A 13,272-nucleotide genomic window follows, 5' to 3' on the forward strand; every position below is an offset into this window, starting at 1 on the left:
GTCGTTCATACGGGACGGCGAAAAACCCTCCGCGCTCCCCTCCCGAAAGTCCGACGGTCATCGCCATGCCGCTCACGCTCGCCTCGCTCGTCCAGCACTCGGCGCTGAAGCTCACCGTCCGCGCCGGGGAGGACCGGCTCGACACGCCCGTCCGCTGGGCGCACGTCAGCGAGCTCGCCGACCCCGTCCCGTACATGGAGGGCGGCGAGCTGCTCATGGTCACCGCCATGAAGCTGGACGCCGAGAACCCCGAGGCCATGCGCCGCTACGTCAAGCGGCTGTCCGACGCCGGTGTCGTCGGGCTCGGCTTCGCCGTCGGCGTCAATTACGACGAGACTCCACAGGCGCTCGTGGACGCCGCGCGCGACGAGGGCCTGCCGCTGCTGGAGGTGCCCCGCCGCACCCCGTTCCTCGCGATTTCCAAGGCCGTGTCGGCGGCGGTCGCGGCGGACCAGTACCGGGCGGTGACGGCCGGGTTCGAAGCCCAGCGGGAGATGACCCGGGCGGCCCTCGCCGAGGGTCCGGCGGCGGTCGTGGCACGGCTGGCCGCCCACGTCGACGGCTGGGCGGCCCTCTATGACGCGTCCGGCGCCGTGCTGGCCGCCGCTCCGGAGTGGGCGGCGCGCCGGGCCGCCCGGCTCACCCCCGATGTACAGCGGCTCCGGGAGCGGTCGGCGCCCGCCAGCGCGGTGGTCGGCGGCACCGACGACCGGGTGGAGCTCCAGTCCCTGGGCAGCGGGCGCCGGGTGCGCGGTGCTCTGGCGGTCGGCACGGGCGCGCCGCTCGGGACGGCGGAACGTTACGCCGTCCATTCGGCCATCGCCCTGCTGACGCTCACCACCGAGCGGTCGCGCTCGCTCCAGGCGGCCGAGCAGCGGCTCGGCGCGGCCGTCCTGCGGATGATGCTGGCCGGGCAGCCGGACCACGCCAGGGCGGTGGCGGGTGACCTGTACGGCGGGCTGCTCGACGCCCCGTTCCGGCTGCTGATCGCGGAGCCGGCCACGGCGGAGCGGGACCCGGCCGCGGAGGCGCCGCTGCCCGCGCTCGCCGAGTCCCTGGAGGCGGCGGCCGCGCGTACCGGCGAGGCCGTGCTGACGGTGCCGGAGGGCGACGAGCGGCTGGTGGTGCTGGCCGGGGACGGCGGCTCGGTGGCGGCCGCATGCGAGGGGTACGCCGAGAAGGAGGCCGAGGAGGCAGGGGTCGTCATCGGCCTGTCCGCCCCGACGGGCCCCATCGCGGCAGCCGCCGCGTACAAGCAGGCGGAGCAGGCCCTGTCGGTGGCCAGCCGGCGCGGCCGGGCGCTCGTGGAGCACGAGGACCTGGCGGCCGGCTCGGTCCTGCCCCTGCTCGCGGACGATGCCGTACGCGCCTTCGCCGACGGCATGCTCCGCGCCCTGTACGAGCACGACGCGACCGGCCGCGGCGACCTGGTCGCCTCCCTGCGCGCCTGGCTCTCCCGCCACGGCCAGTGGGACGCCGCGGCGGCGGACCTGGGCGTCCACCGTCACACCCTGCGGTACCGGATGCGCCGCGTCGAGGAGATCCTGGGCCGCTCACTGGACGACCCGGACGTCCGGATGGAGCTCTGGCTCGCCCTGAAGGCCACCGGCGACGCCCCGACGCCCTGACCCGACCGGTGTGCCGCCGGCCCCCGCCGGACGGCACCCCCGCGGGGGGCCGGCCCAGACGCCACGGCACCCGCTTCCCGCCGGGGGAGCCACCCGGTCCCCGGACTGCCCGCCCCCCGGGCGCCACCCGCCCGAACCACCCGCCCCGGCCCCGAGCGCCCACCCCCCAGGCGCCCCACCGCCCAGCGCGCGGCCGGGCCCCCAGAGCCACGCCCTCGCGAAATCGCCGACAAGCACCCACCCCTGCCCGCTTCCGGGCAAAATTGTTGATGTTTCGCCCCGCGGATCCATAGTCTCCGGTGCATGACAAGCCGCGCCGGAGACTCCGCCCCCGCCACCTCCGCCCTCGCCGACCGCCCCGGACCACGACCCGCCCGCCGTATCACCGGCGCGGTATGGGCCGCGCTGGGGATCGTCTACGTGGTGTGGGGCTCCACCTACCTCGGCATCCGCGTCGTCGTCGAAACCATGCCGCCCTTCCTCTCCGCCGGCGTCAGGTTCGTCGTCGCAGGCGTCCTCCTCGCCGCCCTCCTCGCCTGGCGAAAGGGGATCGGCGTCCTCAAGGTCAGCCGCCCGCAGCTCGCGTCCGCCGTCGTCGTCGGGCTCCTGCTGCTCCTCGGCGGCAACGGGCTCGTCGTCCTCGCCGAGACCTCCGTCCCTTCCGGCCTCGCCGCCCTCCTCGTCGCGATCGTCCCCGCCTGGGTCGTGCTCCTGCGCACCGCCTTCGGCGACCGGCCCGGTCCCGGCGCCTACGCGGGCGTCCTGCTGGGCCTCGCCGGGCTCGCCGTCCTCACCCTCCCCGGCCTCAGCGGCGACGTGCGGATCGGCGGCGTCCTCACCGTGATCGTGGCGTCCCTGCTGTGGTCGACCGGGTCGTTCTCCGCCTCGCGCATACCGATGCCCGCCAACCCCTTCACGGCGAGCGTGTACGAGATGATCGCCGGTGGTCTCGGCTGCCTGCTCCTGGGGCTGATCCGCGGCGAGCAGCGCGGCCTGGACGTCGCCGCCGTCTCAACCCGCTCCTGGGTCGCCCTCGCCTACCTCGTCCTCTTCGGCTCGCTGCTGGCCTTCACCGCGTACGCCTGGCTCCTGCAGACCGCGCCGCTCTCCCTCGTCGCCACGTACGCCTACGTCAACCCCGTCGTCGCCGTCGTCCTCGGCGCACTGATCCTCGACGAGGCCCTGAGCTGGCCGATCGCCCTCGGCGGTGCGGTCGTCGTGGCCGGGGTGTGGCTCATCGTCAGTACGGAACGGCGAAACTGAGACCGGGTACTACTCCATCCCGGACAAGCGACCACGCGCCGGACCGGCCCTACCGTGTGAGCAGAGGAACCCCCCACCCCGCACAGCTTCGAAAGGGCCGGATTCACTCATGACTGCCACCGCCTTCTGGCTCGCCGGCCGCCAGGCCACCGGCGAGACCACCTTCGACGTCACCTCCCCCTGGGACGGCCGCACCGTCGGCCAGGTGAGCGTGCCCACCGAGGCCCAGGTCGAAGAGGCCGTGGCCGCCGCCCACGCGGTGATCGACGAGTTCGCCGCCACGCCGGCCCACGTGCGTGCCGCCGCCCTCGACCACGTGTCGAAGCGGCTCGTCGAGCGCACCGAGGAGATCGCCCAGCTGATCTCCGCCGAGAACGGCAAGCCCATCAAGTGGGCCCGCGGCGAGGTCGGCCGTGCCGTCTCCGTCTTCCGCCTCGCCGCCGAGGAGGCCCGCCGTTTCAACGGCGGCGACGCCCAGCGCCTCGACACCGACGCCGGCGGCACCGGCCGCCTCGGCCTGACCCGCCGCTTCCCCAAGGGCGTCGTCCTCGGCATCGCGCCGTTCAACTTCCCGCTCAACCTGTGCGCCCACAAGGTCGCCCCGGCCATCGCCGTCGGCGCCCCCATCATCCTCAAGCCCGCCCCGGCCACCCCGCTGTCCGGCCTGATCCTGGGCGAGCTGCTCGCCGAGACCGACCTGCCGGCCGGTTCCTGGTCGATCCTCCCGGTCACCAACGACCGCATGCCCGCCCTGGTCAAGGACGAGCGCCTGCCGGTGATCTCCTTCACCGGTTCCGACAAGGTCGGCTACGCCATCCAGGAGTCCGTGCCGCACAAGCACTGCACCCTGGAGCTCGGCGGCAACGCCGCCGCCGTCGTCCTCGGCGACTGGTCCTCCGAGGAGGACCTGGACTGGGCGGCGACCCGTATCGCCACCTTCTCCAACTACCAGGGCGGCCAGTCCTGCATCTCCGTGCAGCGCGTGATCGCCGACGCCTCCGTCTACGACCGCCTGGTCGCCAAGGTCACCGCCGCCGTCGAGGCGCAGGGCACCGGTGACCCGTCCGACGACACCACCGACGTCGGCCCGCTGGTCAGCGAGGACGCCGCCAAGCGCGTCGAGGCCTGGGTCGACGAGGCCGTGGCGGCCGGCGCCAAGCTGCTCACCGGCGGCAAGCGCGACGGCGCGACCTACGCCCCGACCGTGCTGGAGAACCTCCCCGCCGATGTCACCCTCGCCTGCGAGGAGGTCTTCGGCCCGGTCCTCACCCTCCACAAGGTCGACGGCGAGGCCGAGGCGTTCGCCAAGGTCAACGACTCGAAGTTCGGCCTCCAGGCGGGCGTGTTCACCCACGACCTCCAGACCGCCTTCCGCGCCCACCGCGCCCTCGAGGTCGGCGGCGTGATCATCGGCGACGTCCCGTCCTACCGCGCCGACCAGATGCCGTACGGCGGCGCCAAGCAGTCCGGCGTGGGCCGCGAGGGCGTGCGGTACGCGATGGACGACTACACCTACGAGCGCGTGCTGGTCCTCACGGGCCTGGCCCTGTAACAGCGCGTCACTCGTACGGCCCAGACCGGCGGCCGGAGCCCACTGTGCGGGGGCTCCGGCCGCCTTTTCGTACGCGACGTAATCGGGTAATACGGTCGGGTAGCACCGGTCGGTAGGACCACCGGCCGGCCGCCCCCCAACGCGGCGAGGTGAGCCCACATGTCCGGCCCCCACCACAAGCCCAAAGTCTCCGAGCGCGAAGCCCGCCAGGTCGCCGAGGCCGCCCGCGAACAGGACTGGCGCAAGCCCAGTTTCGCCAAGGAGCTGTTCCTGGGCCGCTTCCGGCTCGACCTGATCCACCCGCACCCCATGCCCGCCACCGAACAGGCCCAGAGGGGCGAGGAGTTCCTCGCCAAACTGCGCGACTTCTGCGAGACGAAGATCGACGGCGCCCTGATCGAGCGGGAGGCCCGCATCCCCGACGCCGTGATCGACGGCCTCAAGGAGATCGGCGCCCTCGGGATGAAGATCGACACGAAGTACGGCGGCCTCGGCCTCACCCAGGTGTACTACAACAAGGCCCTCGCCCTGGTCGGCTCCGTGAGCCCCGCCGTCGGCGCCCTGCTCTCCGCCCACCAGTCGATCGGCCTACCGCAGCCGCTCAAACAGTTCGGCACGCCCGAGCAGAAGGAGACCTACCTCCCGCGCCTGGCCCGTACCGACATCTCCGCGTTCCTCCTCACCGAGCCCGACGTCGGCTCCGACCCCGCCCGCCTGGCCACCACCGCCGTCCCGGACGGCGACGACTACGTCATCGACGGGGTCAAACTGTGGACCACCAACGGCGTGGTCGCCGACCTGATGGTCGTCATGGCCCGCGTACCGAAGTTCGAGGGACACAAGGGCGGCATCACGGCCTTCATCGTCGAGGCCGGCTCGGACGGCGTCACCGTCGAGAACCGCAACGCCTTCATGGGGCTGCGCGGCCTGGAGAACGGCGTCACCCGCTTCCACCAGGTCCGCGTCCCGGCCGCCAACCGCATCGGCCCCGAGGGCGCCGGCCTGAAGATCGCGCTCACCACCCTCAACACCGGACGCCTGTCCCTGCCCGCCATGTGCGTGGGCGCCGGCAAATGGTGTCTGAAGATCGCCCGTGAGTGGACCTCCGTACGCGAACAGTGGGGCAAGCCGGTCGCCCACCACGAGGCCGTCGGCGCGAAGATCTCCTTTATCGCCGCCACCACCTTCGCCCTCGAAGCCGTCGTCGACCTCTCCAGCCAGATGGCCGACGAGGACCGTAACGACATCCGCATCGAAGCGGCCCTCGCCAAGCTGTACGGCTCCGAGATGGCCTGGCTCATCGCCGACGAACTGGTCCAGATCCGCGGCGGCCGGGGCTACGAGACCGCCGAGTCCCTCGCCGCCCGCGGCGAACGGGGCGTACCCGCCGAGCAACTCCTGCGCGACCTGCGGATCAACCGCATCTTCGAGGGCTCCACCGAGATCATGCACCTGCTGATCGCCCGCGAGGCCGTCGACGCCCACCTCGCGGTCGCCGGCGACATCATCGACCCCGACAAGACGTTCGGCGACAAGGCGAAGGCGGGCGCCCAGGCCGGGGTCTTCTACGCCCGCTGGCTGCCCAAACTCGTCGCCGGACCCGGCCAGCTGCCCCGCGCGTACGGGGACTTCCACCCCGCCGGCCACCTCGACCTGTCCACCCACCTCCGCTACGTCGAGCGCACCTCCCGCAAGCTGGCCCGCTCCACCTTCTACGCCATGTCCCGCTGGCAGGGCCGTATGGAGACCAAGCAGGGCTTCCTCGGGCGGATCGTCGACATCGGCGCCGAACTGTTCGCCATGAGCGCCGCCTGCGTACGGGCCGAGCTGCTGCGCTCCACCGGCGACCACGGCCGCGAGGCGTACCAGCTCGCCGACGCCTTCTGCCGCCAGTCCCGCATCCGCGTGGAGGAGCTGTTCGGCCGCCTCTGGAACAACACCGACGACCTCGACCGCAAGGTGGTCAAGGGCGTCCTGTCCGGCACTTACACCTGGCTCGAGGAGGGCGTCCTCGACCCCAGCGGCGACGGCCCCTGGATCGCCGACGCCACCCCCGGCCCCTCCACCCGCGAGAACGTCCACCGTCCCATCCGCTGACCAGCACCTGAGACACCCGGCGCCCGTCCCGCCACGAACGGCAGGATGGGCGCCGTGACCGTCATCGACATCCCCGGCTCCAAGTCCGTCACGGCCCGCGCCCTCTTCCTCGCCGCCGCGGCCGACGGCACCACCACCCTCCTGCGCCCGCTCGTCTCCGACGACACCGAAGGGTTCGCCGAAGGGCTCATCGCCCTCGGGTACGAGGTCGAGCGGGCACCCGGCGTGTGGCGCGTCCAGGGCCGCCCCGCCGGGCCCGCCGCCCCCACTGCCGACGTCTACTGCCGTGACGGCGCCACCACCGCCCGGTTCCTGCCCGCGCTCGCCGCCGCCGGACACGGCGACTTCCGGTTCGACGCCTCCGCGCAGATGCGCCGCCGCCCCCTCGGCCCCCTCACCGAAGCCCTCCGCACCCTGGGCGTCGACTTGCGCCACGAAGAGGCCGAGGGCCACCACCCGCTGCGGATCGCCGCCTCCGGCATCAAGGGCGGCACGCTCACCCTGGACGCCGGCCAGTCGTCCCAGTACCTCACCGCCCTGCTGATGCTCGGCCCGCTCACCGCCGAGGGCCTCACCATCACCGTCACGGACCTGGTCTCGGAGCCGTACGTCGAGATCACCCTCGCGATGATGCGCGCCTTCGGCGCCGCGCCCACCCGAGACGGCGACGTCTTCACCGTCCCGCCCACCGGCTACCGCGCCACCACCTACGCGATCGAGCCCGACGCCTCCACCTCCAGCTACTTCTTCGCCGCCGCCGCGCTCACCGGCCGCGAGGTCACCGTCGAGGGCCTGGGCACCGGCGCCCTCCAGGGCGACCTCGCCTTCGTCGACGTCCTTCGCCGTATGGGCGCCGACGTCACGATCACCGCCCACGGCACCACCGTGCGCGGCACCGGCCGCCTCCAGGGCCTCACCGTCAACATGCGGGACATCTCCGACACCATGCCCACCCTCGCCGCCCTCGCCCCGTACGCGGACGGCCCGGTCCGCATCGAGGACGTCGCCAACACCCGGGTCAAGGAGTGCGACCGCCTCCAGGCGTGCGCCGACAACCTCCGCCGCCTCGGCGTCACCGCCACCACGGGCCCCGACTGGATCGAGATCCACCCGGGCACCCCGGCTCCCGCCGAGATCACCACCCACGGTGACCACCGCATCGTGATGTCGTTCGCCGTCACCGGACTGCTCACCCCTGGCATCTCCTTCGACGACCCCGGCTGCGTACGCAAGACCTTCCCGGACTTCCACGCCCATTGGGGAAGGTTCACATCCCCGGCTTAGGGGATGCCGGGTCGGGGCACGGCCCGGATGCGGCAAGAATGGGGGGCATGAGCGACAGCCCAGCCCCTCTCGCAGACCCGCACATCGCCTTCGATCCGGCCGAAGGCCGCCGGGACATCGTCGTCCTCGGCTCCACCGGGTCCATCGGCACCCAGGCCATCGACCTGGTGCTGCGCAACCCCGACCGCTTCCGCGTCACCGCCCTGTCCGCCGCCGGCGGCCGGGCCGGGCTCCTGGCCGAGCAGGCGCGCCGGCTGCGGGTGCGTACGGTGGCGGTGGCGCGCGAGGAGGCGGTTCCCGCGCTGCGGGAGGCGCTGAAGGAGAGCTACGGCTCCGAGCCGCTGCCGGAGATCCTCGCGGGACCGGACGCCGCCACCGAGCTGGCGGCCTCCGACTGCCACACCGTGCTCAACGGCATCACCGGCTCCATCGGCCTCGCACCGACCCTCGCCGCCCTCGAAGCGGGCCGCACCCTCGCCCTCGCCAACAAGGAGTCGCTGATCGTCGGCGGCCCGCTGGTGAAGGCCCTCGCCAAGCCGGGCCAGATCATCCCCGTGGACTCCGAGCACGCCGCGCTCTTCCAGGCCCTGGCCGCCGGCACGCGCGCCGACGTCCGCAAGCTGGTCGTCACCGCTTCCGGCGGCCCGTTCCGCGGCCGTACGAGGGAAGAGCTGGCCCACGTCACCCGCGAGGACGCCCTCGCGCACCCCACCTGGGCCATGGGACCGGTGATCACGGTCAACAGCGCGACGCTCGTCAACAAGGGCCTGGAAGTCATCGAGGCGCACCTGCTCTACGACATTCCCTTCGACCGCATTGAGGTGGTCGTCCACCCGCAGTCGTATGTTCACTCGATGGTTGAATTCACCGACGGGTCCACCCTCGCCCAGGCCACCCCGCCCGACATGCGCGGGCCGATCGCCATCGGCATCGGCTGGCCCGAGCGCGTCCCGGACGCGGCCCCGGCCTTCGACTGGACCAAGGCGTCCACCTGGGAGTTCTTCCCGCTCGACACCGAGGCCTTCCCGGCCGTCGGCCTCGCCCGGCACGTCGGCGAACTGGGCGGCACGGCCCCGGCCGTGTTCAACGCCGCGAACGAGGAGTGCGTCGAGGCGTTCCTCGCCGGGCGCCTGCCCTTCAACGGCATCATGGACACGGTAACGGCGGTCGTCGCCGAGCACGGCACGCCCGCCGAGGGAACCTCCCTCACCATGCCGGACGTCCTGGAAGCGGAGACCTGGGCCCGCGCCCGGGCTCGTGAACTGACGGCGAAGGCGACCGCGGAGGCTCGCGCATGACGATTCTGTTGACGGTCCTCGGCATCGCGCTCTTCGCGGTCGGCCTGCTCTTCTCCATCGCCTGGCACGAACTGGGGCACCTCTCCACGGCCAAGCTCTTCGGCATCCGCGTGCCGCAGTACATGGTGGGCTTCGGCCCCACCATCTGGTCGCGGAAGAAGGGCGAGACGGAGTACGGCCTCAAGGCCATCCCGGCCGGTGGCTACATCCGCATGATCGGCATGTTCCCGCCCGGCGACGACGGCCGCATAGAGGCCCGCTCCACCTCGCCGTTCCGCGGCATGATCGAGGACGCCCGGTCGGCGGCGTACGAGGAACTCCAGCCGGGCGACGAGACACGGCTGTTCTACACGCGCAAGCCGTGGAAGCGCGTGATCGTGATGTTCGCCGGACCGTTCATGAACCTGGTCCTGGCCGTCGCGATCTTCCTCGGCGTCTCCATGACGTTCGGGTACGCGACCCAGACGACCGAGGTCGCCGGCGTACAGAAGTGCGTCATCGAGCAGAGCGAGAAGCGCGACACCTGTGCCAAGGGCGACCCGGTGTCCCCGGCACACGCCGCCGGACTCAGGACCGGTGACAAGATCGTGGCCTTCGACGGCAGGCCCGTCGACGACTGGGCGACGCTCTCCGAGCGCATCCGCGACACGATCGGCCCCGCCGACCTCACCGTCGTCCGCGACGGGCAAGAGGTGACCCTCCACCCGACCCTGATCAAGAACGAAGTCGTCCAGAAGGACGAGGACGGCGAAGTCGTCGAGGGCAAGTTCGTCCCCGCCGGCTACCTGGGCTTCGCCGCCAAGACCGAGATCATGCCGCTCAGCTTCGGCCAGTCCGTGGACCGTATGGGCGACATGATCGAGAACGGCGCCGAGTCCATCGTCGCCCTGCCCTCCAAGGTCCCGGACCTCTGGAACGCGGCATTCAGCGACGGTGAGCGCAAGGCCGACTCCCCGGTGGGCGTCGTCGGTGCCGCCCGGATCAGCGGCGAGGTGATGAACCTGGACATCCCCACGCAGAACATCATCGCGACGTTCCTGACCCTGCTGGCAGGCTTCAACCTCTCCCTCTTCCTGTTCAACATGCTGCCCCTGCTGCCCCTCGACGGTGGACACATCGCCGGCGCGCTCTGGGAGTCGGTGCGCCGCAACCTGGCGAAGGTCTTCCGCCGGCCCGACCCGGGCCCCTTCGACGTCGCCAAGCTGATGCCGGTGGCCTACGTGGTGGCGGGAATCTTCATCTGCTTCACGCTGCTCGTGCTGGTCGCGGACATCGTCAACCCGGTGAAAATCTCGTAGACGCGGCGTACGTACGCGTGAACGACGACGGCCGGACACCCCTTGGTGTCCGGCCCCGTCATTGGGGGGCTGTAATCTCGAAGCTGGAGCCCGCCGATCTCGGGACCTCGATCCACTCCTTGGGGTTGCACAGCAGATGACCGCGATTTCTCTCGGTATCCCGTCCGTTCCGACCAAGCTGGCCGACCGCCGCGTCAGCCGCAAGATCCAGGTCGGCTCGGTGGCCGTGGGCGGCGACGCGCCCGTGTCGGTGCAGTCGATGACGACGACGCGCACCTCCGACATCGGTGCCACGCTCCAGCAGATCGCCGAGCTGACCGCGTCCGGCTGCCAGATCGTGCGGGTCGCCTGTCCCACGCAGGACGACGCCGACGCGCTGGCGACGATCGCGCGGAAGTCGCAGATCCCGGTGATCGCGGACATCCACTTCCAGCCGAAGTACGTCTTCGCCGCCATCGACGCGGGCTGCGCGGCGGTCCGGGTGAACCCGGGCAACATCAAGCAGTTCGACGACAAGGTCAAGGAGATCGCCAAGGCCGCGGGCGACGCGGGTACGCCGATCCGCATCGGCGTGAACGCGGGCTCCCTCGACCGGCGGCTGCTGGAGAAGTACGGCAAGGCCACCCCCGAGGCGCTGGTCGAGTCGGCCCTCTGGGAGGCGTCCCTCTTCGAGGAGCACGGCTTCCGCGACATCAAGATCTCGGTCAAGCACAACGACCCGGTGGTGATGGTCAACGCCTACCGCCAGCTCGCCGCCCAGTGCGACTATCCGCTGCACCTGGGCGTCACGGAGGCGGGCCCGGCCTTCCAGGGCACCATCAAGTCGGCCGTGGCTTTCGGCGCGCTGCTCTCCGAGGGCATCGGCGACACCATCCGGGTCTCCCTCTCCGCGCCGCCGGCGGAGGAGGTCAAGGTCGGTATCCAGATCCTGGAGTCGCTCAACCTCCGCCAGCGCCGCCTGGAGATCGTTTCCTGCCCGTCCTGCGGGCGGGCCCAGGTGGATGTCTACAAGCTGGCCGACCAGGTCAGCGCCGGTCTCGACGGCTTGGAGGTCCCGCTGCGGGTGGCGGTCATGGGCTGTGTCGTCAACGGCCCGGGCGAGGCCCGCGAGGCCGACCTGGGTGTGGCGTCCGGCAACGGCAAGGGCCAGATCTTCGTCAAGGGCGAGGTCATCAAGACCGTTCCCGAGTCCAAGATCGTGGAGACGCTCATCGAAGAGGCGATGAAGATCGCCGAGCAGATGGAGAAGGACGGCGTCATGTCGGGCGAACCCGAGGTCTCCGTCAGCTGACCGGGCTCCGGCCCGAGGCGGGGGCCGTGCCCGCCTCCCCCCGTCCCGCACTCCGGCTCCGGCCCGAGGCGGGGGCCGTGCCCGCCTCCCCCCGTCCCGCACTCCGGATCCGGCCCGAGGCGGGGCCGTGCAGGGTCGCCCCCGCAGGGGTTGGCGGCTACGGACGGGCTCCCTTGCCCGTACCCAAGGCCGCCGGCCCCGAGGAGGCGAGCCCGGAGGGGCCCCGCCGCCCCCACCACCGCGCCCCCGGCCGGACCGTACCCGGGGGCACCGTAAAGGGCACCGCCCCGCGCCGTTGTGCCCACCCGTCCCGCCCTGCGGGACGACTGCCCACAACGGCGGTCCGTCCCCCCCCTGGCACGGTAGACGGCACCGCCCCGCGGCCGTTGTGCCCACCCGTCCCGCTCTGCGGGACGACTGCCCACAACGAAGGTCCGTCCCCTCCGGGCACGTAGACGGCACCGCCCCGCGCCGTTGTGCCCACCCGTCCCGTCCTGCGGGACGACTGCCCACAACGGGGGTCCGTCCCCTCCCTGGGCACGGTAAACGGCACCGCCCCGCGCCGTTGTGCCCACCCGTCCCGTCCTGCGCGACGACTGCCCACAACGGGGGCCCTCATCGGTGTCCTGCCGCTTCGCCCGTGCCGCCAGGTACAGTGCCAGGACCCGTATGGAACGCATGGTGAGGCCCCCTCGTGTTGACGCAGACCACCACCCGGGTCCTCGAGCCCAGCGACCTCGGCGCCGCGCTCGCCGTTCTGGAGAGCGAGCCCGTCGCCAACGCGTTCGTCACCTCCCGTGTCCAGGTCGCGGGGCTCGACCCCTGGCGCCTCGGCGGCGAGATGTGGGGCTGGTACGCGGACGGGCGGCTCCGCTCGCTCTGTTACTCCGGCGCCAACCTCGTCCCCATCTGCGCCACACCCGAAGCCGTCCGCGCCTTCGCCGACCGCGCCCGCCGGGCGGGCCGCCGCTGCTCGTCGATCGTCGGCCCCGCCGAGCCCACCGCCCAGCTGTGGCGGCTCCTCGAACCGAGCTGGGGCCCCGCCCGGGACGTCCGCGCCCACCAGCCGCTGATGGTCACCGACCGGCCGTCCCCGGACGTCGAGCCGGACCCGCTCGTCCGCCGCATCCGCAAGGACGAGATGGACGTGATCATGCCGGCGTGCGTGGCCATGTTCACCGAGGAGGTCGGCGTCTCGCCCATGGCCGGCGACGGCGGCCTGCTCTACCAGGCCCGCGTCGCCGAACTGGTCGGCACGGGCCGCTCCTTCGCCCGCATCGACGACGGCAAGGTCGTCTTCAAGGCCGAGATCGGCGCGGCGACGCCGCAGGCCTGCCAGATCCAGGGCGTCTGGGTCGACCCCGAGTACCGTGGCCGCGGCCTGTCCGAGACGGGCATGGCCGCCGTACTGCGCTACGCCCTCGCCGATGTGGCGCCGGTGGTGTCGCTGTACGTCAACGACTACAACCTCCCGGCGAGGGCCGCGTACCGCCGCGTCGGTTTCCAGGAGGTCGGGGCCTTCATGAGCGTCCTCTTCTGATCCGCTTGTAAGGTTCGGTCG

The 13,272-nt window shown here is 72.2% G+C and carries 9 protein-coding genes; all 9 read left to right on the forward strand.

Annotated elements, in window-relative coordinates:
• Nucleotides 1–65: 65 nt before the first annotated feature.
• The 9 genes from ACZ6C1_RS03000 to ACZ6C1_RS03040 all read left to right on the forward strand — a co-directional run bounded on the left by ACZ6C1_RS03000 (nucleotide 66) and on the right by ACZ6C1_RS03040 (nucleotide 13,251).
• Nucleotides 66–1,628: a PucR family transcriptional regulator gene (locus ACZ6C1_RS03000; RefSeq protein ID WP_469237030.1), complete on the forward strand. Its 1,563-nt coding sequence runs from the start codon at nucleotides 66–68 to the stop codon at nucleotides 1,626–1,628.
• Between the two features lie 303 nt (nucleotides 1,629–1,931).
• Nucleotides 1,932–2,891 (forward strand): EamA family transporter, encoded by a 960-nt coding sequence (locus tag ACZ6C1_RS03005; protein WP_469237031.1) that lies wholly within the window; start codon nucleotides 1,932–1,934, stop codon nucleotides 2,889–2,891.
• Between the two features lie 109 nt (nucleotides 2,892–3,000).
• Complete coding sequence (locus ACZ6C1_RS03010; protein WP_469237033.1) at nucleotides 3,001–4,443, forward strand: aldehyde dehydrogenase family protein; 1,443 nt, start codon at nucleotides 3,001–3,003, stop codon at nucleotides 4,441–4,443.
• A gap of 159 nt (nucleotides 4,444–4,602) precedes the next feature.
• Nucleotides 4,603–6,540, forward strand: a complete 1,938-nt coding sequence (locus ACZ6C1_RS03015; RefSeq protein WP_469237035.1) for an acyl-CoA dehydrogenase family protein — start codon at nucleotides 4,603–4,605, stop codon at nucleotides 6,538–6,540.
• A gap of 54 nt (nucleotides 6,541–6,594) precedes the next feature.
• Nucleotides 6,595–7,824 carry a 3-phosphoshikimate 1-carboxyvinyltransferase gene (gene aroA, locus ACZ6C1_RS03020; RefSeq protein WP_469237037.1) on the forward strand — a complete coding sequence of 410 codons (1,230 nt, stop codon included), beginning with the start codon at nucleotides 6,595–6,597 and terminating at the stop codon, nucleotides 7,822–7,824.
• Nucleotides 7,825–7,871: 47 nt separating this feature from the next.
• Nucleotides 7,872–9,122, forward strand: coding sequence for a 1-deoxy-D-xylulose-5-phosphate reductoisomerase (dxr, locus tag ACZ6C1_RS03025; protein WP_469237038.1), 1,251 nt, complete (start codon nucleotides 7,872–7,874; stop codon nucleotides 9,120–9,122).
• On the forward strand, nucleotides 9,119–10,420 hold the full coding sequence (locus ACZ6C1_RS03030; protein WP_469237042.1) for a M50 family metallopeptidase: 1,302 nt from the start codon (nucleotides 9,119–9,121) through the stop codon (nucleotides 10,418–10,420). The genes dxr and ACZ6C1_RS03030 overlap by 4 nt, the downstream gene beginning before the upstream one ends.
• A gap of 136 nt (nucleotides 10,421–10,556) precedes the next feature.
• A complete protein-coding gene (gene ispG / locus ACZ6C1_RS03035) occupies nucleotides 10,557–11,711 on the forward strand; it encodes a flavodoxin-dependent (E)-4-hydroxy-3-methylbut-2-enyl-diphosphate synthase (RefSeq protein ID WP_469237043.1) in 1,155 nt (384 codons plus the stop codon).
• A 694-nt stretch (nucleotides 11,712–12,405) separates the two neighbouring features.
• Complete coding sequence (locus ACZ6C1_RS03040) at nucleotides 12,406–13,251, forward strand: GNAT family N-acetyltransferase (protein WP_469237045.1); 846 nt, start codon at nucleotides 12,406–12,408, stop codon at nucleotides 13,249–13,251.
• Nucleotides 13,252–13,272 lie beyond the last annotated feature (21 nt).

The sequence above is a fragment of the Streptomyces sp. NPDC041796 genome (assembly GCF_055590785.1).

What these genes read in the sequence shown, in the direction of transcription:
- ACZ6C1_RS03000 (WP_469237030.1), top strand. Translation starts at nt 66, where the DNA reads ATGCCGCTCACGCTCGCCTCGCTCGTCCAGCACTCGGCGCTGAAGCTC.
- ACZ6C1_RS03005 (WP_469237031.1), top strand. Translation starts at nt 1,932, where the DNA reads ATGACAAGCCGCGCCGGAGACTCCGCCCCCGCCACCTCCGCCCTCGCC.
- ACZ6C1_RS03010 (WP_469237033.1), top strand. Translation starts at nt 3,001, where the DNA reads ATGACTGCCACCGCCTTCTGGCTCGCCGGCCGCCAGGCCACCGGCGAG.
- ACZ6C1_RS03015 (WP_469237035.1), top strand. Translation starts at nt 4,603, where the DNA reads ATGTCCGGCCCCCACCACAAGCCCAAAGTCTCCGAGCGCGAAGCCCGC.
- dxr (WP_469237038.1), top strand. Translation starts at nt 7,872, where the DNA reads ATGAGCGACAGCCCAGCCCCTCTCGCAGACCCGCACATCGCCTTCGAT.
- ACZ6C1_RS03030 (WP_469237042.1), top strand. Translation starts at nt 9,119, where the DNA reads ATGACGATTCTGTTGACGGTCCTCGGCATCGCGCTCTTCGCGGTCGGC.
- ispG (WP_469237043.1), top strand. Translation starts at nt 10,557, where the DNA reads ATGACCGCGATTTCTCTCGGTATCCCGTCCGTTCCGACCAAGCTGGCC.